Origin of the sequence: Roseibium aggregatum IAM 12614 (genome assembly GCF_000168975.1) — a bacterium.
GTDB classification, from domain to species: Bacteria; Pseudomonadota; Alphaproteobacteria; order Rhizobiales; family Stappiaceae; genus Roseibium; species Roseibium aggregatum.
In genome coordinates this window covers 1-22962 of sequence record NZ_AAUW01000026.1, presented here as the reverse complement: position 1 = coordinate 22962, position 22962 = coordinate 1, and the positions used below count along the sequence as shown (strand labels likewise).

The 22962-nt window shown below is 59.5% G+C and carries 22 protein-coding genes; 8 read left to right on the top strand and 14 right to left on the bottom strand.

Annotated elements, in window-relative coordinates; translation table 11 throughout:
• Positions 1-69: 69 nt before the first annotated feature.
• The 3 genes from SIAM614_RS26940 to SIAM614_RS26930 all read right to left on the bottom strand — a co-directional run bounded on the left by SIAM614_RS26940 (position 70) and on the right by SIAM614_RS26930 (position 4614).
• On the bottom strand, positions 70-1977 hold the full coding sequence (locus tag SIAM614_RS26940; protein ID WP_006939454.1) for a mechanosensitive ion channel family protein: 1908 nt from the start codon (positions 1975-1977) through the stop codon (positions 70-72).
• Between the two features lie 121 nt (positions 1978-2098).
• The gene (locus tag SIAM614_RS26935; protein WP_006939452.1) at positions 2099-3046 is read right to left on the bottom strand and encodes a cation transporter; all 948 of its coding nucleotides are present in this window, start codon (positions 3044-3046) and stop codon (positions 2099-2101) included.
• A gap of 8 nt (positions 3047-3054) precedes the next feature.
• A complete protein-coding gene (locus SIAM614_RS26930; RefSeq protein WP_006939450.1) occupies positions 3055-4614 on the bottom strand; it encodes a helicase HerA-like domain-containing protein in 1560 nt (519 codons plus the stop codon).
• A gap of 221 nt (positions 4615-4835) precedes the next feature.
• Here SIAM614_RS26930 and SIAM614_RS26925 point away from each other — a divergent pair, with 221 nt between their 5' ends.
• A complete protein-coding gene (locus SIAM614_RS26925) occupies positions 4836-5228 on the top strand; it encodes a DUF2780 domain-containing protein (protein WP_006939448.1) in 393 nt (130 codons plus the stop codon).
• A 45-nt stretch (positions 5229-5273) separates the two neighbouring features.
• Entirely contained in the window at positions 5274-5681 is a 408-nt protein-coding gene (locus tag SIAM614_RS26920) for a DUF4332 domain-containing protein (protein WP_006939446.1), read from the top strand.
• A gap of 213 nt (positions 5682-5894) precedes the next feature.
• On the opposite strand, the gene SIAM614_RS33140 is transcribed toward SIAM614_RS26920, so the two are convergent.
• The gene (locus SIAM614_RS33140) at positions 5895-6596 is read right to left on the bottom strand and encodes a helix-turn-helix domain-containing protein (RefSeq protein ID WP_006939443.1); all 702 of its coding nucleotides are present in this window, start codon (positions 6594-6596) and stop codon (positions 5895-5897) included.
• A gap of 498 nt (positions 6597-7094) precedes the next feature.
• Here SIAM614_RS33140 and SIAM614_RS26910 point away from each other — a divergent pair, with 498 nt between their 5' ends.
• Genes SIAM614_RS26910 through SIAM614_RS26900 form a run of 3 tightly spaced genes read left to right on the top strand, consistent with a single transcriptional unit; the run spans position 7095 to position 11732 of the window.
• The gene (locus SIAM614_RS26910) at positions 7095-9107 is read left to right on the top strand and encodes a methylmalonyl-CoA mutase family protein (RefSeq protein WP_006939442.1); all 2013 of its coding nucleotides are present in this window, start codon (positions 7095-7097) and stop codon (positions 9105-9107) included.
• Entirely contained in the window at positions 9104-11269 is a 2166-nt protein-coding gene (gene scpA / locus SIAM614_RS26905; RefSeq protein WP_006939440.1) for a methylmalonyl-CoA mutase, read from the top strand. The genes SIAM614_RS26910 and scpA overlap by 4 nt, the downstream gene beginning before the upstream one ends.
• A 37-nt stretch (positions 11270-11306) precedes the next feature.
• The gene (locus tag SIAM614_RS26900; protein WP_040441273.1) at positions 11307-11732 is read left to right on the top strand and encodes a GFA family protein; all 426 of its coding nucleotides are present in this window, start codon (positions 11307-11309) and stop codon (positions 11730-11732) included.
• 9 nt (positions 11733-11741) lie between these two features.
• Here SIAM614_RS26900 and SIAM614_RS26895 read toward each other — a convergent pair whose 3' ends face one another.
• Entirely contained in the window at positions 11742-12056 is a 315-nt protein-coding gene (locus SIAM614_RS26895; protein WP_006939436.1) for a hypothetical protein, read from the bottom strand.
• Positions 12057-12217: 161 nt separating this feature from the next.
• On the opposite strand from SIAM614_RS26895, the gene SIAM614_RS26890 reads away from it, so the two are divergent.
• Positions 12218-12604, top strand: a complete 387-nt coding sequence (locus SIAM614_RS26890) for a YkvA family protein (RefSeq protein WP_006939434.1) — start codon at positions 12218-12220, stop codon at positions 12602-12604.
• Here the strand turns inward: SIAM614_RS26890 and SIAM614_RS26885 are convergent.
• Positions 12601-12822: a helix-turn-helix domain-containing protein gene (locus SIAM614_RS26885; RefSeq protein ID WP_006939433.1), complete on the bottom strand. Its 222-nt coding sequence runs from the start codon at positions 12820-12822 to the stop codon at positions 12601-12603. The genes SIAM614_RS26890 and SIAM614_RS26885 overlap by 4 nt on opposite strands.
• Before the next feature lie 248 nt (positions 12823-13070).
• Positions 13071-13652 (bottom strand): hypothetical protein, encoded by a 582-nt coding sequence (locus SIAM614_RS26880; RefSeq protein WP_006939431.1) that lies wholly within the window; start codon positions 13650-13652, stop codon positions 13071-13073.
• A 179-nt stretch (positions 13653-13831) separates the two neighbouring features.
• Here SIAM614_RS26880 and SIAM614_RS26875 point away from each other — a divergent pair, with 179 nt between their 5' ends.
• Entirely contained in the window at positions 13832-14587 is a 756-nt protein-coding gene (locus SIAM614_RS26875; protein WP_006939429.1) for an outer membrane protein, read from the top strand.
• Between the two features lie 102 nt (positions 14588-14689).
• Here SIAM614_RS26875 and SIAM614_RS26870 read toward each other — a convergent pair whose 3' ends face one another.
• The 5 genes from SIAM614_RS26870 to SIAM614_RS26850 form a co-directional block, all read right to left on the bottom strand.
• Positions 14690-16045 (bottom strand): TRAP transporter large permease, encoded by a 1356-nt coding sequence (locus tag SIAM614_RS26870; RefSeq protein ID WP_006939428.1) that lies wholly within the window; start codon positions 16043-16045, stop codon positions 14690-14692.
• Between the two features lie 3 nt (positions 16046-16048).
• Positions 16049-17383: a TRAP transporter small permease subunit gene (locus tag SIAM614_RS26865; protein WP_006939426.1), complete on the bottom strand. Its 1335-nt coding sequence runs from the start codon at positions 17381-17383 to the stop codon at positions 16049-16051.
• Positions 17384-17479: 96 nt separating this feature from the next.
• A complete protein-coding gene (dctP, locus tag SIAM614_RS26860) occupies positions 17480-18586 on the bottom strand; it encodes a TRAP transporter substrate-binding protein DctP (protein WP_006939425.1) in 1107 nt (368 codons plus the stop codon).
• A 321-nt stretch (positions 18587-18907) separates the two neighbouring features.
• The gene (locus SIAM614_RS26855; RefSeq protein ID WP_040441287.1) at positions 18908-19570 is read right to left on the bottom strand and encodes a haloacid dehalogenase type II; all 663 of its coding nucleotides are present in this window, start codon (positions 19568-19570) and stop codon (positions 18908-18910) included.
• 121 nt (positions 19571-19691) lie between these two features.
• Positions 19692-20126 carry a VOC family protein gene (locus tag SIAM614_RS26850; protein WP_006939423.1) on the bottom strand — a complete coding sequence of 145 codons (435 nt, stop codon included), beginning with the start codon at positions 20124-20126 and terminating at the stop codon, positions 19692-19694.
• A 312-nt stretch (positions 20127-20438) separates the two neighbouring features.
• Here SIAM614_RS26850 and SIAM614_RS26845 point away from each other — a divergent pair, with 312 nt between their 5' ends.
• The gene (locus SIAM614_RS26845) at positions 20439-21296 is read left to right on the top strand and encodes a branched-chain amino acid aminotransferase (protein ID WP_040441285.1); all 858 of its coding nucleotides are present in this window, start codon (positions 20439-20441) and stop codon (positions 21294-21296) included.
• A 9-nt stretch (positions 21297-21305) separates the two neighbouring features.
• Here the strand turns inward: SIAM614_RS26845 and SIAM614_RS26840 are convergent, their stop codons facing one another.
• A complete protein-coding gene (locus SIAM614_RS26840; protein ID WP_006939420.1) occupies positions 21306-22484 on the bottom strand; it encodes a YbfB/YjiJ family MFS transporter in 1179 nt (392 codons plus the stop codon).
• 221 nt (positions 22485-22705) lie between these two features.
• Positions 22706-22962: hypothetical protein (locus tag SIAM614_RS32810; RefSeq protein WP_208984109.1), on the bottom strand; the 257-nt coding region annotated here is incomplete at its 5' end.

Sequence of the window (22962 nt, the reverse complement as noted above, 5' to 3'; positions counted from 1 at the left end):
TCGGCGCGCTGAGCGCAATTGCTATTCTTGAAGCTGAAACCAGTCAGCAGCTTGCCGGACGCAGAAGCGTCAGGCGGCCTGCGTCTCTCCATTATCGCCGGCAGGGCTGCTATCACCGGCGGCCTGTCCATCCTGAAGACCCTTGTCGCGGGACAGATAGACAGTCGACGACGGATAGGCGATTTCCGACCCGTTTGTCTCAACGATCTCCCTGATGCCGAACAGCAGTTCTTCCTGAATTTCAAGGAAGTCGGCCATGTTGGATGCCTGCACATAGGCGTAAACGTCGACCGTAACGGCATAGTCGTCAAAGCTGATCAGGCGGACGCGCAGCGGGTCTTCGACCACCTTGTCGTGTGCCTCAAGATAATCATGGATCGCAGCCAGAACACGCTTCAGAGCTTCCTGGCTGGTTTCGTAGCGCAGGCCGAGCTTGTGGCGGAAATGAAACTGGTCGCGGTAGCTGTAGTTGATGATTTTCCGTTTGGCGAGGTCGGCATTGGCAACGGTGATGAGCGTCCGGTCAAGCGCCCTGATGCGGGTGGACCGGATGCCAATGGATTCCACTGTGCCAGCCAGATCGTCAAACTGGCAGAACTCGCCCACCCGCACCATCCGGTCGGCATAAAGAATGATCCCGCCGATCAGGTTTTCAATCGTCGGCTGGGCGGCAAGGGCAATGGCCAGACCGCCGACGCCGAGACCTGCGATGACGCCATAGATCGGAATGCCGATCTGGGTAGCGCCGTACCCCAGCACGATCAGCGCAATGCCAAGGGAGAAGACCCGGAAACCCGTGCGCAGCAGACTGACGTCGAGACCGTCCCTGGCAGCTCCGGAGCTGCTGGAGAACCAGACGTAGAAGAGCTGCAGGATCTGGTAGACCATCCAGGCCGTGGCCGACCAGATGATGGCCGTGCTTACCGTGCCGATGGCCACGAGAGGCGTGCCGGTGATGTTGATCTGGTCTTCGCACAGATAGCGGAAAAGGCTTGCGGCAAGGATCACGAGGATCGGATTGAGGATTGCATGGACGATACGGGTGCCTTCATGCACCGAGACCGCGCGCATTCTGCGCCAGCGCACGTAATACCCGAGCACGATCGCATAAAGCGCGAGCAGGCCGATGAGCGCGAGCCACTGCCAATACGCCTGGTCGGCAAAGTGCTGATGCAGGAAGTCGGGACCGGCTTCGATCACATCATACCAGAGCGGTGCAACTAGATTGCCTGGGGTGTAGATGTAATATTCGAAGAGGTCTTCCCCCCTGTCGGCCTTGATGGGCAGCACGCGGACAACGGCATAGTCTTCCGGAATGCGCTCGACGGAGGATTTCGAAAACAGGTACTGGCCGTGCCGTTCTCCGGTGTCCTGTCGTATCAGCGTGATGCTGGTTCCCGGGATCGTCCAGTGTTCGGGCAGGCTGGACTGATCGCCGGTCTTGTTGGAGCTGCCGGCAGGCGAGCCGGGAATGTCTTCAAAGAGGGGCGCCGGGATCCTGTCCAGGATCTCCTGAAGCTGCAGCGCGATCTCGACGCTGGCGTTTTCGCGCGAAGTTACGGGGATGTCGCTCAGGTCGAAGGTTTGCGCTGCCTTTGAGAGGAGCGCCTCGACCAAAACCAGTTTTTCCTGTTCTTCGTCCGACAGGAACAGCCGGTTGCTGTTGTCATAGCTGTCCCGGACCGACATCCAGAGCGTGTTCACTTCGTTCATGATGTAGACGAAGCTTTCCAGGGTCGCACGCGGGCTGGACGTGTCGGGAGGTGAGATCGGGTTGTCGCGCAGGTATTCACGGGCCAGGGCGATCCGTTCCTGATCCAGCTTACCCACGCGCTCCTGGCTCACGACAGCCGCCGGGTTGGGCTCCTGTGCCCAGGCCCCTGAAGCCCCGGTCAAGACAGCGGTTACCAGTGACAGCAGAAACAGCAGATGCAGCAGCGGCGTGACAGGGCGCTGGTGCAGGCGCCCGGTTTTCAAGTGCGGTTGTGGCCGGAATACTCGGTTAAGCATGATGCCCCATCTACCCGTTGTTTCGGCTACAGCCATAACGGGAAGGGGTAACCATCCTGTTACCCGGGGGAAATTTAAGCCATCCGTATTATTTGGGATCCGCTTTGGTGGAATCGCTTGTCGTCAGGACGACTTCTACCCGGGCCGGTCCGATGGCATCTTCAAGCCGGGTTGAGAGCAGGTCTCGGAACTGGTCTATTTCCTCTGCAAGAACCGGTTTCTTCGGATCGAGATAGACAGCCACCCAGTGCATGCGTCCGGCCTGGAGAACGGCGGCCCGGTGAAGACGATAGCCTTTTTCGCGGGCAAGGTTGCGGGCTGCACGGGCAACCTTGGCATAAGTGCTGCTGGGCGCACTGACGCCGGCAAGATCGGCCAGTGTCGTGCGGAACGTCGAAAGCGGCTGCCAGATGATTGCCAGGATCAGCAAAAGAACGATGACCGCATCGCCGATCGGGACGTAAGGGCCGAGGATCGTGCCTTCCAGATAGGGCAGAGAGAGCAGGGCAGCCCCTGAACCGACGCTGAGCGCGCCGTCGATGAGCGCGGCGCGAGCTTCAGTCTTCAGGATCGCGCTGCGCCGGCCGGTGTTTCTGTAGGCGCGGTGAAAATTGGCTGCAAGGCCAAGACAGATGCTGACGATGACAACCGCGTAAACCGCAATCGGCCCGAACACCAGTTGCGGCACGACGCCCCCGGAAAAGAACGTCCAGATTTTCGAAATGGAGACGAAGGCCGCAAAGACCAGCACACCGATCAGGATAAGGCTTCGGAAGGTGACGTAGAGCACCTCGTCGAAATCGTGTCCCCAGGGCCTGGAGCGTGTCGGCGGCAGGCCGACCCTTGCACCGATGCGGGCGGCGGCAATGGCGGAAATGAAGTTGACCGCCGAATAAAGCCCATCCACCAGCATGGCGTCGGACCTGGATGCCCAGGCGGTCAAGAGGCCGGCAGCAGCCATGAACAGGTTGGCCCATTTGCCGACGCCAAGCGCTTTGCGCTCGATTGCCAGGTTTCGGGCCGCATTTGCCGACATCGCTTGATCTAGTTGCCTCTTTTCAGGGATCCGAGCAAGCCGCGCACCAGTGCCCGGCCAAGTGAAGAGCCTAAGCTTCTGGCGGCGGACTTCAGACCTGCTTCCAGAACCGTGTCACGCTGTCCACGGCGATTGCTGCGCCGCTCCCGGCTTTCCTGCCGGGGTCTGTCATCGCGTCCGAAGTCGGGAAGCTGGAAGCCGGAACGGGAGCGGCGGGGCTCGCCGTGCTTTTCGGCGTAGCTGTCTTCCTTTTCCCGGCGCCGCTGTTCCTGCCGCTGGGCCTCTTCCGCGCGGCCCAGCAGTACCTCGTAAGCGGACGTTCGGTCGCGGGTGCGCTCGTACGTGCCGAAGACCGGGCTGGACTGAATCAGCGCACGCCGTTCAGCCTGGGTGACCGGACCAAGCCGCGAACAGGGAGGACGGATCAGTGTGCGCTGAACAACCGATGGAATGCCTTTGCCTTCCAGAGTCGAGACCAGGGCTTCGCCGACGCCAAGCTCGGTGATCACCCGTTCGGTGTTGAGATCCGGATTGGGGCGGAAGGTTTCGGCTGCCGCCCGCACGGCCTTCTGGTCGCGCGGGGTGAAGGCGCGCAGGGCATGCTGGATACGGTTACCAAGCTGGGAAAGCACGGTCTCCGGCACGTCCAGAGGGTTCTGGGTGACGAAATAGACACCGACGCCCTTGGAACGGATCAGCCGGACAACCTGCTCCACCTTCTCTATCAGCGCCTTGGGCGCATCAGAGAACAGAAGGTGCGCTTCGTCGAAGAAGAACACCAGTTTCGGTTTCTCCGGGTCGCCGACTTCCGGCAGTTCCTCGAAGAGTTCCGACAGCAACCAGAGCAGGAACACGCCGTAGAGCCGGGGAGCGGACATGAGTTTGTCGGCTGCAAGGATATTGACGACGCCGCGTCCGTCCGGCGCGGTGCGAATGAAATCACGGATGTCCAGTGCAGGTTCCCCGAAGAAGTGTTCACCGCCCTGACGCTCCAGCACCAGAAGCCGGCGCTGGATAGCGCCGACCGAGGCCTTGGAGACATTGCCGTAAATGGTGGAAAGCTCAGACGCCCGCTCTGCCACATGGGCGAGCATGGCCCTCAGGTCCTTCAGGTCCAGCAGCAGCAGGCCTTCATCGTCGGCCAATTCGAACAGAACGTTCAGAACGCCTTCCTGGGTGTCGTTGAGTTCCAGCAGGCGGGCGAGAAGCAGCGGACCGATTTCGGAAACAGTGGTGCGGATCGGGTGGCCCTGCTCGCCGAGAAGGTCCCAGAAAACCGCAGGATAGGCTTCATAGGTATAGTCGGCCGAAATCCCGACATCGCTGGCGCGTTTTTCCAGAAAGTCCTTGGAAACGCCAGCGGTCGCAAGACCTGACAGGTCGCCCTTGATATCGGCACAGAAGACAGGAACACCGGCTCTTGAAAAGCCTTCGGCAAGGATCTGCAGCGATACCGTCTTGCCCGTTCCGGTGGCTCCGGCAATCAAGCCGTGGCGGTTGGCGAGCTTGAGCGTGAGGGTTTCTTCCCTGGTGCTGGACCCAATGAAAATACTGTCTTTCGCCGTCACGTTTGTCCCCCGAATCCCTGCATCTTGCCGCAGCCTAGTGCCTTTCGCGACGAGATTGAAACATTCTGTTGCCAGGTGACGGCACGCAAGTGCGCGGGGCGGATGCGGCATAGTCAAGCAGAACGGGAATTGGCCATCGACGTAGGCACCTTGAGGCTTGTATAGAGGAGCCAAACAGGCGCCTGATGACTTGGCGCCAGACATTTGATCAGGAGATTTTCATGGAAGAGCTCATCAACCGGATCATGGCGGCTGCCGGCATTGAAGAAGATGTCGCAAAGAACGCTATTGGCATCATTCTGGGCTTCCTGAACAAGGAAGGTCCGGAAGACAAGATGGAGCTCATCTTCGATGCACTGCCGGGGGCGAAAGAACTGGTGGATGCGCGGGCCGCGGCAGGCTCCGGCGGCGGCTTTCTAAGCGGCCTCGGAAGCATGATGGGGGGCGGCATGGGGGCCATGGCCGCACTGAATGAGTTGACCAATGCGGGCCTCGACATGGATGGCGTGCAAAGTGTTGTCAAAGAACTCGTCTCCTATGCTAAGGAAAAAGCCGGGGACGATGTTGTGAATGAAGTGGTTTCACAAATTCCGGGGCTGAGCCAGATCGTTTGACTGTCCCAAGGTTCGGTTGCCGGTTGATTAGGGAGTTCTGAGCGCATGTCTTATTCCATCGATGAAATCGAAGGTATCGGCCCGGCCTATGCTGCAAAGCTTGGTGAAGTCGGCATCAAGACGACGGAAGCCTATCTGGAACGTGCAAAGGACCCGAAAGGTCGCAAGGCACTTGAAGAAGCAACCGGCATCGACGGCAAGCGGATCCTCAAGTGGGCCAACATGGCGGATCTGATGCGCATCAGCGGTGTCGGCGAGGAATATTCCGAACTTCTGGAAGCGGCCGGTGTCGACACGGTGAAGGAACTGAAGCATCGCAATGCCGCCAACCTTGCGGAGAAGATGCAGGAAGTGAACGAAGCCAAGAAGCTCGTTCGCCAGGTACCGAGCGAAAGCCAGGTCTCGAAATGGGTCGAGCAGGCCAAGGAATTGCCGCCGATGATGACCTATTGAGGTCGGCAAACCGCATTACGAGACGACAAAAGGCGTGCGGACAGCGCGCCTTTTCCTTTTGGTGGTTGGCCTGTTGACCTTGCTGCCCGAAGCGCGGACTGGACACGGTCTGATCTGAGGGGGGGATTGTCCGGTTGTGCGCCAGGACAAAAAAAGGCGCACCGAAGTGCGCCCGTTGTTAGCTGCAAAAAGCCGTTGGCTCAGGAAGCGACGTCAGACGCTGATCTGGCCGTAACGAAGCGCTTCGACCACGGTATGGGTCTTGTTCGAAGCGTTCAACTTGACGCTGGCATTCTGCAGATGAGCGTGGACGGTCCGCTGCGAAATGTCGAGCACGTCCGCGATTTCGCCAGCTGTCTTGCCATAGGCGGTCAATTCCAGAACCTTGCGCTCCCGGGTCGACAAGGCGCCCGGCCGCTGCCCGGAAATCACGCCGAGTTCGCGAAGGCGCGAGAAAGCGGCGGCTGCCAGAGCTTCCAGGTTCGACAGATCGTACTTGTTGACCTGAAGAGCTGGGCCGCTCGCAAATACGAAAGCCTGGAAAGGATAAAGCTCCGTCACGGGGATGACGAGGACCTGGCTTCCTTCTCCCGCAGATGCCAGAAGGTCGGAATGCTCCATGTCGCCAGCGGAGATTGTCCAGACGCGAGCCCGGTTGGAGCCGAGGCCAAGCATCAGGGCGCTGTCATTTGCAGAAAGCGAAGTGCTTTCAATTCCGTCATTGCGTTGATCGGGCCACCGGAACCTTTGAACGAGATTGTCGATCGGACGGTTCGGCATTGGCAAGCCTGTTATCAGGATATGCGTTGCCCCCATGCGGCGAAGGTTCGATTCCAAGATATCGAGCACATGATGGGCGGCATTTGCTTCCGAGATTGCTCTCAGTTTGCTCTTCAGTTCCGTTTGATCAAGCATTGTGCACATCCTTTGCGGCTTGGATTGCCGCTTCTTTGCGGGTGTCCGAACGCGTGCCGGATCAGCCGCTGATGGGTGATAACCGTGACCGCCAAACCTATTCCGGTGAGTGTCGGACCTCGGTGCCGCGCATTTGTTATGAGGGTAGAATTTCCCATGCGTCAGCAGCTATACGCTACAATACAATTGATGATCGTACCAATAGGGAAAACTGGCAAAATTAGCTTATTCCGCCAAAAAATTGACAAGTTGCCGCCTAGAAGAAGTCGAAAAGTCTTTTTGCGAAGTGTTTAACGTCTTCGTAAGCGTAGTTCGAAAAACGTATTTCGTAGAGAAATTTATTTTTTATACGTCTAATTAATTCTACCAGTGATTCGCAATTCGAAGTTGTTGCGGGTTCAACTTGGCTCGCTCTTGTGGTCTTCAAAACCTTACCCATTCTGCTGAGTTGCCAAGCTTCGGGGCCAGGGACTAAAACGGGGCCAGGGAGTAAGTGCCATGCCGAACAGCTTTACCGGACCTGACAGTTTCTATTCTGCCGATGCGGATGCCTGGTGGGCGGCCGTTGACAAGGCCCTGAAAGGCAGTGCCCGGCAGAAGCTCTACGGAAAGACCGATGACGGACTGGACATCGCCCCGCTTTATGAGCGCAGGACAGACAGTCCCGCCCGCGCTCTCAGGGCCGCCGCCGGTGACTGGTCCGTGGTTCAGCGGGTCGATATTCCCGACCCTGCCGAGGCAAATGCGCAAATTCTGGAAGATCTGGAGGGAGGCGCGAGTGGCCTCGATCTGATTTTCCGCGGTGCGGCCGCTGCCTACGGCAATGGCATCCGGGTTGACGACCTTTCCGGCCTCGATCGGCTGCTTGATGGGGTCGAGCTCGATCTCATCGATGTGCGCTTCGAAGCAGGACGGGAAAACGTCGAGGTATTTGCTTCCATTCTGGCTTTGATTGAAAAGCGCGGGATAGATCCCGTGGGCGTTCGCCTGACTGCCGGGTTCGATACCACTGGCTGGGTGGCGGCCAACGGTGTCGCGCTGGCCGACATGGAAAACGCCTACAGACATTTCCGCGACATGGTGGTTTCGGCTCATGATTTCGGCAGCCCGGTGCGGGCCCTGAAGGCCGATGGCCGCATCTGGCATGAAGCAGGGGCAACGCCCGCACAGGAGCTTGCCCTGACGCTGGCGTCTGCGACAGCACATTTGCGGTTGCTGGAGGGCACAAGGCTGGCGCCCGAGCAATGGGCTGACAGAATTTCTTTCAGCCTGATTGCCGAAGCCGATCAGATCGGAACGATTGCCAAGGCCCGCGCCATCCGGGCGCTCTGGGCGTCTGTTCTGGATGGGGCAGGGCTGCCGCAGGCTGGTCTGCCGCTGCATATGTCGACATCCTACAGAATGCTGACGCGCCGGGACCCCTGGGTCAATCTTCTGCGCAACACGGTGGCAACCTTCGCTGCGGGCGTCGGCGGGGCCGACAGTATCTGCGTTCTGCCGCATACGCTGGCCGTCGGGCTTCCCGACGGGTTTGCCCGCAGGCTTGCCCGCAACACCCAGACGATCCTTCTGGAAGAAAGCAACCTTGCCAGAGTGATCGATCCGGCGGCAGGTTCGGGTGCCATTGAAGACCGGACGGACAGTGTTTGCGAGGCAGCCTGGGGTCTGTTCCAGGAAATCGAAGCGGCCGGGGGGCTGTTCGAGGCGGTACGCACCGGTCTGGTGCACCAGCGGGTCAGCGCCGCCAGAGCCAGCCTTTCCAAGAATATTGCCACCAGAAAACGTCCGATCACCGGCGTGAGCGAGTTTCCGGATCTCGCGGAAAAGAAAGTTGCCGTGCTGAAGTCCAGCGAAGAGAACCTTGCCGGTGTAAGCGGGCCGCGCGAAGACCTGCCGGAACCGGGCGATGGCGAACGCTTTACCGTTCTTCGCAAGCTTGCCCTTGAGGGGACGCCGTTGAATGAGCTGGGCATGCGGCTCGACCTTCTGCCACGCGACTACTCCCTGCCGAAGCTGGAGACAGCGCGGATTGCAGAACCTTACGAGCAGTTGCGCGCCAGGGCCGAAGCGTTCGAAAAAGCCGCTTCGAAGGCACCTTCCGTGTTTCTGGCCTCTCTGGGAAGCCTTGCGCAGTTTTCAGCCCGTGCCACCTGGACGGCAAACGCTTTTGCGGCCGGCGGGGTGACGTCCGTAGGACCTGCCGTCTATGCCTCGCTCGAAGACCTTGTCGCGGACTTCCGCAAAAGCGGTGCGGTGCTGGCCTGCCTGGTTTCCTCCGATGATGCCTATGAGGCGCAGGCGGAAGACGCTGCTCAAGCCCTGAAAGCGGCGGGCGCTGCTTATCTTTACCTTGCAGGCCGACCGGGAGAGCGGGAAGATGCCTATCGCAAGGCCGGTGTGGATGCCTTCGTCTTTGCCGGTTGCGATCTGCTGGCCCTTTTGAAGGATGCATTTGACCGGCTGGAGACCCGTGAAGGGGTCGAGCTGACAGATCTGGAGGTCCAATCATGAGCAGGATCCCGAATTTCGCCGACAAGCCGTTCCGGAAAATCGTCAAGGCTGCCGACGCAGGCACACAGGAGAGCTGGCAGACGCCGGAAGACATCATGGTGCCTCCGGTCTATGGCGCGCAGGATCTTGAAGGTCTGAAGCACCTGGACACGTGGCCCGGGCTGCCGCCGTACCTGCGCGGTCCATACCCGACAATGTATGTCCAGCAGCCCTGGACCGTGCGCCAGTACGCCGGATTTTCGACGGCTGAGGATTCCAATGCCTTTTACCGGCGCAACCTTGCCGCCGGTCAGAAGGGCCTGTCGGTTGCCTTCGACCTTGCCACCCACCGGGGATATGACAGCGATCATCCACGCGTTTCCGGCGATGTCGGCATGGCGGGTGTCGCGATCGATTCCATCTATGACATGCGCACGCTCTTTTCCGGCATTCCGCTGGACAAGATGAGTGTCTCCATGACCATGAACGGCGCGGTGCTGCCGGTGCTGGCGCTCTACATCGTGGCTGCGGAAGAGCAGGGCGTTGACCAGAAGTATCTTTCGGGCACCATTCAGAACGACATTCTGAAGGAGTTCATGGTCCGCAACACCTATATCTACCCGCCCAAGCACTCCATGCGGATCATCTCGGACATCTTCAAATACACGTCCCAGAACATGCCGCGTTTCAATTCGATCTCCATTTCCGGCTACCACATGCAGGAAGCAGGGGCGACGGCGGATCTGGAGCTGGCCTACACGATTGCCGACGGCATCGAATATGCTCGCGCCGGTGTCGCCGCAGGCATGGACATCGACCAGTTCGCACCGCGGCTGTCGTTCTTCTGGGCCATCGGCATGAACTTCTTCATGGAAGTGGCCAAGCTGCGCGCCGCGCGCCTGATCTGGGCGACATTGATGGAAGAGAACTTCCAGCCGAAAAACCCGAAATCCCTTTCGCTGCGCACTCATTCGCAGACCTCCGGTTGGTCGCTTACGGCGCAGGATGTCTTCAACAACGTCATCCGTACCTGCGTGGAGGCCATGGCCGCAACGCAGGGGCACACCCAGTCGCTGCACACAAACGCGCTGGACGAGGCGCTGGCTCTGCCAACCGACTTCTCCGCCCGGATCGCCCGCAACACCCAGCTTTTCCTGCAGCAGGAAAGCGGCACGACGCAGGTGATCGATCCCTGGGGCGGGTCCTATTATGTCGAGAAACTGACGGCCGACCTTGCCGAGAAGGCGATGGCGCACATCCGCGAAGTGGAAGAACTCGGCGGCATGGCGAAGGCCATCGAAAAGGGCATTCCGAAGTTGCGCATCGAGGAAGCAGCCGCCAAGACCCAGGCGCGGATCGACAGCGGTGCGCAGACGGTGGTCGGCGTCAACAAGTTCAAACCGGACAGCGAGCAGGCGATCGACGTTCTGAAGGTCGACAACGCTCAGGTACGCGCGGCCCAGATCGACAAGCTCAAGCGGCTGCGTGAAGAACGCAATGAAGCGGAGACCCAGGCCGCTCTGGAAGCCCTGACGCGATGTGCGGCGTCGGGTGAGGGCAATCTGCTGGATCTGTCCGTGAAAGCCGCACGGGCAAAGGCGACCGTGGGCGAGATCTCGCTGGCGATGGAAAAGGTCTTCGACCGGCACAAGGCCGAAATCAAGTCGATTGCCGGGGTCTACAAACGGGAGGCCGGGGCCATGTCCGGGACCATCGAGAAAGTCCAGAAGCTGGTGGAAGCCTTTGAGGAAAACGATGGCCGCCGGCCGCGTATCCTTGTGGCCAAGATGGGCCAGGACGGTCACGACCGCGGCCAGAAGGTGATTGCCTCCGCATTTGCCGATCTCGGTTTCGACGTCGATATCGGTCCGCTGTTCCAGACCCCGGAAGAAGCTGCACGGCAGGCCGTTGAAAACGATGTTCACGTGGTCGGCGTGTCATCGCTGGCGGCAGGGCACCTGACGCTGGTGCCGGCCCTGAGGCGGGCTCTGGCCGAGGAAGGCCGGGAAGACATCATGATCGTGGTTGGCGGGGTCGTGCCGCCGCAGGATTATGACGAACTCTACAAGTCCGGTGCGGCCGCGATCTTCCCGCCAGGAACGGTGATTGCGGAAGCGGCCATCGGGCTGATCGGCAAGCTGAACGAACAGCTCGGCTACGGGTCCGCCGAAGCGGCGGAATAAACCCATGACATAGCTGCGGGAGCCGGGGAGATGCTTCGTGAGTGAGACACTGACCGGAGGCTGCCTGTGCGAGGCCGTGCGCTACAGGTGTGAGGCGGCGCCCAAGCTGACCGTTCATTGCTATTGCACGGATTGCCGGAAACTGAGTGGAACCGGGCATTCGACCCATACGGTTTTCGATGAAGATGCCTTTGTCCTGACTGGCGAGGTGACCGAATACGTCAAGACGGCAGATAGCGGGCGCACCATCAACCGGCGTTTCTGTCCGGTCTGTGGAAGCCCGGTGTTCCACACACGCACGGCTATGGAGGGGCTGGTCGTTATCCGGACATCGACCCTGGACACCCCGGAAGCCGTCAAGCCGACACGGGCGATCTATGTCTCGCGCGCAGTGTCGTGGGATACGGTCGACACGAGCCTGCAATGCTTTGAGGAAATGACACCGCAGGCGCCTCAAGGTTGACGATGTCGTTCAGTTTTCCTCAGCGCCATGAAACTCATGGAGCGGAACTGGCGGTTCCAGGTACATGCCGAACAGATAGGGGCCCATACGCCAGTGGATTTCGGTAAAGACGCGGGTGAGGTCCTTGTCGTCGTCGATCAGAATACGGTCCGGCACCGGCAGATCCGGATCCTGCACGACAATGCCGATGTCTCCATTTTCGAGATCGTATAGGGTGCATTCGCTCAAAAGCGTACAGTCTAGATTGAGCAGCTTGCCGGATCGCAGCCTCGCTCTTGTTGCAGGCACCGGCCTGCCTTCAAGGGGATAACTCGATCGTGTCATGGCTGAAGACTGCTCGCTTGTTCGAACCTGTTGAAATTACGGATGACGTTTTAGGCAGGGAAGCTTGCGCAGGACTGGAAGGAACATCCGTTTGAAGATGCTTGCACCGGCATTGCATATGGCGGGGCCTGCATAGTGGAGGCGACCACACGCGGTCTGTCATGCTGAGGGATGCCATCAAAACCTGGGCGAAGCGTATCAAGCGCGATCTCCATGCCCTTTATCTGGCTGGCCGCGACCCGAGGGTACCCTGGTATGTGAAGCTTCTGGCCGTCGCGACGGCGGCCTACGCTCTCTCACCCATAGATCTGATACCGGACTTCATTCCGGTGATCGGTTATCTCGACGATTTGCTGCTCGTGCCGCTTGGCATCTATCTGGTGGTGAAACTCATTCCGCCGCAGGTGATGGAGGAATGCCGGGCGGAAGCTGACAGAAGACAGGACAGTCCGCCTGGCAGCCGGACTGCGGCAGGGCTGGTCCTGTTGGTCTGGGCGGGTACGTTCCTGGTGGTGATGGTGTGGATCTGGCGGCTTCTTTCAGCCTAACCGTCCGACGTTTTGTCCGGCTCGTAGATCAGGAGGTCGCCGGGCTGGCAATCCAGGACATCGCAGATCTTTTCCAGAGTTTCGAAGCGGACGCCTTTTACCTTGCCGGACTTGAGCAGCGAAACATTCTGCTCGGTAATGCCGATCCGTTCGGCCAGCTCCTTGGACCGCATCTTTCTGCGGGCGAGCATTACGTCCAGTTCGATGATGATGGGCATGATGGGATCCCCGGCGCTGTCGCTAACTTGTTTTTCGATTTTGTTCTGCGAGCTGGACAGCCTTTCCGCATGATCGGTGTGCGCAGGGCGTGAGTGTCCGGAGAATCACTCCTGATATTTCACAGCCCTTATGCGCTCCGTCAACAATCCATTGTGCCTGCGGAGCCTTCCGGGCTGTGAACGGCGCCCCGCCGGGAAGGCCGGCAATGTTCTTATAAATGGTCATCCGGTGTCCTCCGGGGTTCGCCTCAAATGAACTGCTGGTTCTCGTCCGCAATGAGGGCTGCTTCGCGCAGGATCCAGCCGAACAGAAGCATCAAAGCGCCAAGGACGAAGAAGAAGATCTCTCCACCGTCCAGACTGACGTCGACTGCTCGCTGACCTGGAGGGAAATCATAGGTCAGGATGATGGAGCCGATCGGATCGCTGATCAGATCGAAGACCGCGAACACGATCAGCCAGATGCCGAAGGCAAAGACATTTGCCAGGGTCTTCGGCGAAAAGAACTCCATTCGCTGAAACCGCTTGAAAACCTGACGGATATTCCAGCCGACCGCCAAAACCAATCCGAAGGCTATTGCCGCCAGCACCGATATGCCGATGCGCTGCACCTGCGGAATGTCACCCAGCATGCGTTCCGTGTCGGCAACATCGAAGGTTTCTTCTGCGCCGATCATCAGGTCGTTCGGCAGGGCAATGCCAATCGTGATGACCAGGCCCAGCACAACAAGGATCAGCAGGATGAAGGTAACGGCCCATTTCATGAACGCGGATACCCGCCTTATCCGCGTCAGCCGTTTTTCCCGTTCCGCCCATTCAAGTTCGCTCATCGCTCGCTCCGCATCGTGTCATTGCGGCGTCGTGTCTAGTTCATTTGCCCGCCGAACACAAATCCAAAACATTGCTATTGACAAAAAAATTATTGCATTCATTTTTTAAATTATCGTTTTGCATTAATTTTTTAAATTTGTGAGGCGATGAAGTTGTCCTACATGAAGTGAGATCACTGATGGTAAGTTCCTTTGCCAATTGTGTTTTTCGTGCGCCTCCGACTATCGGGCGGCGGCGCTCCCTGCGGCATGCCGGGGTGATCCGGCGCTTCCTCAGAAGCCACTGGTTGTTGGAGCCGCTGGTGCTTTGCGCGGTTCTGGGAGTGCTTGTCGTGGGGGCGAACGCCGCCGATCTCGACACCTATGAGACACCCCTTTACGCGCCAACGCCGCAATCGCTTTGGGCAGGACCTTATCTCGGGTTTGAGGGCGGCGTCTCGCAGACGGTGACCGAGCTCAAGTCGGGCGGCCGGACAAAGGACTTTTCAAGGGTCGACGCAGCGTTTGGTCTCTTCGGCGGCTACAACTGGGAAGTCTCGCGCTTCGTCCTGGGTGTAGAAGGCGGAGCGGCTTATCTCGGGGCACGTGAAAAGGGCACCCATCCGACGCTTGGCGCTATCGAGACAGGATCCAAATGGACCATCAATGCGAAGGCCCGGGTGGGGATGCCGATCAAAAACGTCATGCCTTATCTCAGCCTGGGCATTGCTGCGACAGAACATAGCCTGAAGGCAAACGGGACGGAGAGAAACTCTGTTTCTGTCGGCCCGGTGCTTGGTGGCGGTGTGGAGGTTGCCGTCATGGATGCGTGGCACCTGCGCGCTGACTATTCATTGACCGGAATTCTGGACGAGACGGCCAGATTTGGCGGCACGAAGGTGGACCAGACGGCCGGAAACCACAGGCTCATGATCGGCCTCTCACGCTCATTCTGATCTGCTTTCTCGGGAACCCGCTGGCCACGTTCACCCGGCGGTACGGAATGGCTGCGCTCTTCCCACTGAGCGCAGCCGTTTCCTTTTGTCGTTTTTGCGCCGCTACCCGTAGACCAGGTTCGGTAGCCAGGTGATCAGCCCCGGGAACAGCATGCACAGAGCCAGGCCGAGAACCTGCAGAGCCAGGAATGGCAGGGCAGACTTGAAGATGTCTGTCATCGGGATGTCCGCCGGAGCGACGCCGCGCAGGTAAAAGAGCGCGTAACCGAACGGTGGCGACAGGAAGCTCATCTGCATGTTGACGAGGTAGAGAACACCGAACCACAGCACCAGATCGTCCGGGCTGTCGAGTCCGAAGGATGCAGCTCCGAGCGCCTTGATGATCGGTACGAAAATCGGCACGCAGAGGAGCAGGATGCCGACCCAGTCCAGGAACATGCCCAGGACGACCAGAACAATCTGCATGATGATCAGGATGCCCCACGGGCCGAGGCCGGTTGCTTCCAGGGCGCCTTGGACAAACTGCTGACCGCCTTCCAGCACATAGAGACCGACGAAGATGGTCGCGCCGAACATGATCCAGATCACCATGGCCGAAGCTTTCAAGGTGGTCAGTGAGGCTTCGCGCAGTGTCTGCCAGTCGAGATTGCGGTGGATGGCGGCCACGACGATGGCGCCGAAGGTGCCGATCCCGGCAGCTTCCACCGGAGTTGCGACACCGGTGAAGATCACACCCAGCACGATCACGATCAGTGCGATCGGAGCGGACATGTTCGACAGCAGCCGGATCTTTTCCTTCAAGGGAATGCGCTCTTCCTCGGGGATCGGCGGCCCCTTTCTGGGATCGATCATGCAACTGACGATCACATAAAGGATGTAAAGCCCGGACAGCAGCAGGCCGGGTATGACCGCGCCGATGAAGAGCTCACCGACGGATTGTTCGGCCACCACGGCATAGATGATTGCCAGGATCGAAGGCGGGATCAGGATGCCGAGCGTTCCTCCGGCCATGATCGAGCCCATGGCGATCTTGGGATCGTAGTTTCGTTTCAGCATGGCGGGCAGGGCGATGATGCCCATGGTGACCACGGCTGCCCCGATAACCCCCACCATGGCCGCCAGAACGGTGGAGGCGATGATGGTGGCAGCCGCCAGGCCGCCTTTGACGCCGCCGAGCACCTTGTAGATGACATCGAACATGTCGTTGATGATGCCGGCCCGTTCCAGCATCGATGCCATGAAGATGAACAGCGGGATTGCCGAAAGCTGATAGTTGGTCATCAACGGAAAGATGCGGGAGGGCACGATGTTGAGCGCCCGTTCGTCGCCAAGGACGAACAGGAACACACAGGCGAGCCCTCCGGTGACGAAGGCCAGCGGCAAACCTGCCATGAGCAGGACCAGCAGCGAGCCGAACATGATGAGTGTCAGCCACTCAATTCCGATTTCAAGTCCCATGGATCAAGCCCTGCCCATCACTGCGCGGATGTCCTGCGCGAATTTGGAAATTCCCTGGAGCACCAGCAGCAACCCACCGAGCACCATGACCCACTTCATTGGCCAGAGCGGCACTTCCCATTCGTTGAAGCTGATTTCGCCCCAGCGGATATTCGGGTCGGTCCACTGGGCAAGGTTCCAGCTTGCGACCACTTCGCTGAAACCGATCTGGCCTCGTGCCCAGTCCGAAACCAGCGAGTTGCCGGAGGGAACCGCGATGGCATCGAACGCGAAGATCCAGGAGGTGACCAGCAGGGTGCCGGCGAAGATGAAGAAGAAGACGGATGTCAGCAGATCGACAATTGCCTTCCGGCGCGGCGAGAGCGGCGCGTAGAAGACATCGACCCGTACGTGGGATTCCGTCAGCATGGCGTAGGATCCGGCGATCAGATACTGCATGCCGAACATGAGATACATCGCCTCGTGAGCCCAGTTGGTCGGGCTGCCGAAGACGTAGCGGCTCATGACTTCGAAGTAGTAGACAAGAACGGCGATCACCGCCCAGTAGCTGACAAACTCGCCACAATAGAGCGACAGCCGGTCGATCCGGCCGGTCCAACCGGACGAGACGTGATCGGCATCGTCCTTGCGCTCGGCTTCTTCCAGCTCCTTGAGCTTCTTTTCAGCTTCGCTGAGTTCCGGGTCCGGGGGCAGGTTCTCGTTGGCTTTCGAGACCAGCCGGGGCAGAAGCAGTGCGTCCAGGGCAACGCCAGCCAGCAACAGCCAGAAGGCGTATTTGGCAACATTGCCCCAGAAACCGAGGGTTTCGCGTGCTGTTGCCACAGCCGGGCGAGCGGTCTCCAGAGTTGCCTCAGCCTCGGCAACCCGGGCCTTGCCCTGTTCAACACGTTGTTCGGCGCGCTGGACGTCCCGTTCTGCACGTCGCTTGGCAAAGCTGCCTTCTTCGGCCTGTGCTTCCGCATCGGCGAGCTTCTGACGCAAGGCAGGAAGATCGGCTTCTGCGGTCTTCACCCTTTCGCCTTCGCGCTCCAGTGTGCGCTCCGCCTGGCGCACGGCGTTGGCCATGTCCGAGACGACTGCACGCGCATCCTGGCTTTGCGCATTGGCGTAAAGGATCAGCACGAAAACCGGGATATACACCAGGCCGATCAGGCTTTTCAGGTAAAGCCTGTGCAGGCCCAGAATGCCGCCGGTCACAAGGATGAAATAGCCGAGCACCAGCGAGTAGCGCCGCTCAGTCCGCTTCGGCCGCTTGGCAAGGGCTGCGGCGATCAGCGGAAAGATGATCAGCCCCAGCCAATAGGCCCAGTGCGGCAGGGTAAAGTCCAGATGAGGCATGCCTCTCCCTTCCCCAGGGGAAACAAGCCCCTGTTGAGTTGAACAGGACCCGCGCGGCTGGCCGCGCGGGTCCGTTTCCCGAGACGTCGTCTGGGATCAGAGGTCGAGTTCGAGGCCTTCGACCTGCTCCGGCGTGACGTAGCCGAGCGAACCGGACATCATGTAGTCGAGCTGGATCTTGAAGAGGCGCGCGCTGTCCTTGTCCCGGTTCGCATAGTTGAACCAGATGGGGACGGCGACTTCGGTCATCAGCTCGACATCGTCCTGACTGAGCCGGGTGATTTCGGTGCCATCGGCTTCGAATTTCGCCCAGGCCTCCTGGTCTGCCTTCTGGATGGCCGCATGGTGCATGTCAGAATAGACGTGTGTTTCCATTTCGACGAACTGCTGCATCTGCGGGCTGAGGGCATTCCAGGCATCCATGCCAACGGTGATGTCCATCAGGTCGACCGGCTGATACAGCGACATGAAGCCCGGAGGGCCCATGGAAATGTATTCGGTGACCTGGCTGAAGCCGAGGGCATAGTTGACTGCCGGACCGACATAGTCGGCGACGTCGATCGTGCCTTTTTCAAGTGCGGGGAAGATTTCCGATCCCGGAAGCACCGTCGTTTCCGCCCCGATCTCGGTGAAGACTTCAGCGACCATGCCGCCAGGCAGACGCATCTTGCGACCGCGGAAATCGTCGATGGAGCGGATCGGTACCTTGGAGTGAATAATGTTGGGGCCGTGATGTACCGGTCCGACAAACACCATGTTCTGGGCTGCGTAGAGTTCACGGGCGATTTCGAGGCCGCCGAGGGAATAGTAGAACACGTCCCATTCGTGCGGGTTGCGCATGCCGAGTGGATAGCTCGTCAGGAAGGTGGCCGCGGGAATGATGCCCTGGGCGTAGATGGTGAACGGATTGACCGCGTCGAGAACGCCGTTTTTTACGGCGTCGTACAGCTGGAAATCGCCCACCACGTCATTTGCGCCGAACGGCTGGAAGGCCAGCTCGCCGCCGGTTTTCTCGACGATGGTTGCGCACCAGTCCTTGAAGATCTGCAAACCGGCACCGCCTGGCCAGGACGTCTGGATTTTCCAGGTTGTCGTCTGGCCTTGTGCCGATGCGATATGCGGCGCTGCGAGTGTCGCTGCTCCAACCGTTCCGGCACCTGCGAGCGTCTGCAGGGCCTGCCTGCGAGTCGTAAGTTGTTTCATGGTATCCTCCCAAATAGGTCTGGGAGCAAATGAGCGATCGCGTAGGGGTGTTTGAACGCCCCTTCTTCTTCGCGGTGACAAACCAGCAGTTTGTGTTCTTAAGCAGTTGTTTTGTAACTGGTTCGGGATGACCTCGAGGAAGTCTGTCGCTCTTCTTTTCCTCCCAACCAAGAAGAGGATATTACACTTACAGAATCCTGCAACCTTGCCAGGCGCTCAAAACATCTTTTCCTTGTTGGAAAAAATGTGAGGAACTGTTTTGAAAATAGAGAAGCTCCAACCTGGCTTTGCCATTCCTTCCTCGAGGGGAGGTGCGGCGGGTCAGCCGAGAGTGGCAAGTCCCGTCAGATCGACCAGCACCGCTTTGGGAGAAAGGTCCGGGTATTCGTCCGGCATGCCCATGCGGTTCATCCACACCGTGCGGAACCCGAACGCGGTCGCGCCCGCAATATCCCACCGGTTGGATGACTGGAAGGAGACCTCTTCCGGATAGATCCGGAAATGGGTCGTGACCATTTCATAGACCTGCGGATCGGTCTTGAAGGTTCGAAGGTCATCGACGGAGAAGATCTCGTCAAAGAGCTCGGTCAGACCGGCGGCCTTGGCGGCTGCCTCCAGCATGGCCGGAGACCCGTTGGAAAGGATCGCGATTTTTGCACCGGTCGCCTTCAGGTTGGTCAGGACCTGCGGCACTTCCGGATAGCAATCAAGTTCCCAATAGGCGCTCAGAAGATCCTCGCGCAGCGACTTGTCGGCGGAAGGCACCAGGGCGAACGCGGTGTCCAGGCCTTGCTGGGTCAGTTCCCAGAAGTCCAGGTATTTGCCCATCAGGGCACGCACCCAGGAATACTCAAGCTGTTTTTCCCGCCAGAGCGACGACAGTCTCTGGGCATCCGGGCCAAGTTTTTCCGCATGTTTGCGGACGGCTGCATGCACGTCGAACAAGGTTCCATACGCATCGAACACGTAAGCAGCATGCGCCATCTTCAAGACCTCCAAGTCCTTTCACGAAACCGCGGAAGAGAACAGCCTGCGGCCTCCTGCGTCAAGCGCGGCAATCTGCGACAAAGGACGCAGGCACGACTTTTCCCGCTATTGTGCCCTGTTATTGGACTGGAGGTAGCGTGATTGTACCGTTCTCTTCCACCGGCCAGAATGGGTTATAGGCAATCTCGAGCAGGTGGCCGCCGGGCACTTCCACATAGGAAGAGTACCCGCCCCAGAAAGCTTTCTGGGGTTCCTTGACCGGTCTTGCACCCGCAGCGAGCGCTTTCAGGAAACTCTCGTCGACTTCGGCTTCCGACCTGCCGTTCCAGGCGAGGGTGACCGCACCGGTGGGGCTGTCGGTCACGGGGCGTCCGATCTCCTCTTCCAGCGAGGTGCGGCCGTAAAGGGCAAACACGCTGCCAGGAACCTGGAAGAACACCACTTCGGGGCCTGGTGAGGAATGAGCCTGCCATCCCAGACCGTCTTCGAAGAACCGACGTGCTTCGGCGACGTCTTCAACCACGAGTGTCGTGACGGAAATGCGCTGTTCCATCCTGCCCTCCCAAGATTAAAGGAAGAACATATAGAGAACTTTGTGCGGCGAGAGTCAATGGTCCGGATGCAGATCCGGCGCGCTCCAGCCAGACCAGGCGGGTAGCTCGCACCTCGTCATTGCATCGAAGAGATAGGAAAATTTATATCAGCATTTGTTCGTTTTTGGTGATTTCCATTCCGATCACATCGGATTTTGCGAAGAAAGACAGCAACTTTTCGGATTTTGGCGGCAAGCTATTGACCTGCCGAGATGGTAGGTGTTGTTTCGGCGAACGAACTGCACAACCGCAGCGCTGAAAAGGGAAGAGACATGAGCGGATGGAGTGACACCTGGACCTGGATCGACGGGACTTGGCACGAGGGCAATCCACCGATCATGGGCCCGCGCACGCACGCTTCCTGGCTCGGCTCCAGCGTTTTTGACGGCGCCCGCTTCTTTGAAGGCGTGATGCCGGACATCGATCTCCACTGCAAGCGCGTCAACGACAGTGCCGTTGCGCTGGGAATGAAGCCCACCATGCAGGTGGGTGAAATGGTCGAACTGACCAAGGAAGGCTGTGCGAAATTTGGCGGCGACCAGCAGGTCTACGTCAAGCCGATGTACTGGGTCGAGAGTGACGGACCCGGTGTGATCGTGGGCGATCCCGACAGCACGCGGTTCTGCCTGTGCCTGTTCGATGCGCCGATGGCGCCCAAGGATGCGGCCATGAGCATTACGCTGTCGCCGTTCCGCCGCCCGACGGTCGAATGCATGCCCGTCAACGCCAAGGCCGGTTGCCTTTATCCCAACAACGCCAGAGCCATGCTTGAGGCCAAGGGGCGCGGCTTCGACAACGCGGTTGTCCGCGACATGCTTGGCAATGTTGCCGAGCTGACGTCGGCCAATATCTTCATGGCCAAGGAAGGCAAGGTGCATACGCCGGTTCCAAACGGCACTTTCCTGAACGGCATTACCCGCCAGCGCGTGATTCAGTTGCTGCGGTCGGTCGGCTATGATGTGTTCGAGCGCACCATGGACTATGGCGAGTTTCTGGAAGCGGACGAGATCTTCTCGACCGGAAACTATAGCAAGGTGACGCCGGTCAAACGGATCGAGGAGCGTGACTTGCAGCCGGGCCCGATTGCGGCCCGCGCAAGAGAGCTCTACTGGGAATTCTCTCACGCCTGAGCGGGAAGTTCATCTGACGACCAGTGCCGCGGCAACCACAAGAGCTGCGGCGGCCGCCAGAGAGGAAGCGGTAAAGGATCCTGTCAGATGGTGCATCTGGCCCGCGACCCAGGGACCCGCCATTTGTCCGACACCAAAACTTGCCGTCAGAACCGCCAGCATCTGACGCACTGCCGCCGGACCATCCCCACTGACTTCGCGCCGGGCCTCCATCAGGCCAAGCGCCGTTATGCCCACAAAGGTTGCCCCGAGAAGCGCTGCGCCTATCAGGAAAAGCGCGGGGGCGGCGGTGATGGCCGTCAGGGCCACGCCGGCCGCTTCCAGAATGCACGCAAGCGCAAAACCCTTTCGGGTTCCCAGCCGCAAGGCGATCCTGTTCCAGACGTAAACCGAAGGGGCGGCGGAGAGGCCGACCGTCAGCCACACGTATGCTTCGGTCGACTGAAGCGCCGGATCGGCACGTGCAATCGTGTTGATGAAGGTTGCGGTGATGACGTAGCCGAAACCGAACAGGCCATAAGCCAGTATCAGACGGATGCGGCTCGCGGAACCGAAGGGGGACGATTGGGGAGCGGCAGGTGAGGTCTGCACCGGTGCTGGACCAGGCACGGACACCGGACCAGCCGGCACCAGAACGGCGGCAACCAGCAGAAAGCAGAGCGTTGCCGCACCGCTTGCCAGCCAGAGCATGCGCCAATCTGCCCCCAGATGAGCAAGCAAAGCCACCAGGACGGCGGAGAAGGCGATGCCGCAGCCGACTCCGGCGAAGTGGAGTGCGCTCAACCCGCCGCGCCCGGCGGCAGTCAGCCTTTCCAGGATCAGGCTGGTGGAAAAGACCAGCGCAAAGGCACTTGCCACGCCGCTGGCAAAACGGATCAGCAGGAACAGCGGTAAAGCAGTGGTCAGTGCCATCGCGGCGCTGGTGAGAGCGCTGGCGATCAGCCCGCCGAGAAACCACATGCGGGGATTGCCGGGCAGGGACCTGGAGGCGCCGGCAAGCGCTCCGGCCAGATACCCCAGAAAGTTAGCCGACGCGATCAACCCCGCATCGTCGGGCGGCATCGACAAGCCCGCGGTCATGAAGGGCAGGATCGGGGTATAGACGAACCGGCCGATCCCCATTGCAGCGGCAAGGGACAGCAGGCCGCCGAAAGCCAGTGCGACGGGATGGCGTGGTGTGGCTGGCATGGTTTCCGATGGTAAGGCGATAGATGATGGATGGGGGAGGCTGACTGGCCGTTGTGGCTATCTTGCACGAATGAGCCGGATTGTCATTTGCGAGAGGCCGCAGCCGAAGGGGGCAAGTCTGGCGAGGATTGGCGAGGGGTATTGCTGTTCAGACCGGTCCCAGAAACACAAAAGCCCCGCAATGCGTCCATTGCAGGGCTTTTTGCTACAAGAGCGTTGGCTCAGTTGCTTGTGCGAACCGGCTGAACGACAGGAGAGACCAGGCGGGTATTGGTGCGTTTGGCCTTGCGCAAGGCATTGGCTCGCATCGACTTGGCCTTATAGCCGGGAATCTGGGTCATACTGGCCTTATGGACGCCGTCACAGTGATCCAGGCTTTCGCCGTAGCAACTGTTCGGGTAGCCACTGGTCTTATCGTTACACCACGAAATCCAGTTGTTGTAGCATTCTCCAAGATTACTTCCGTCACTGGGGGCTG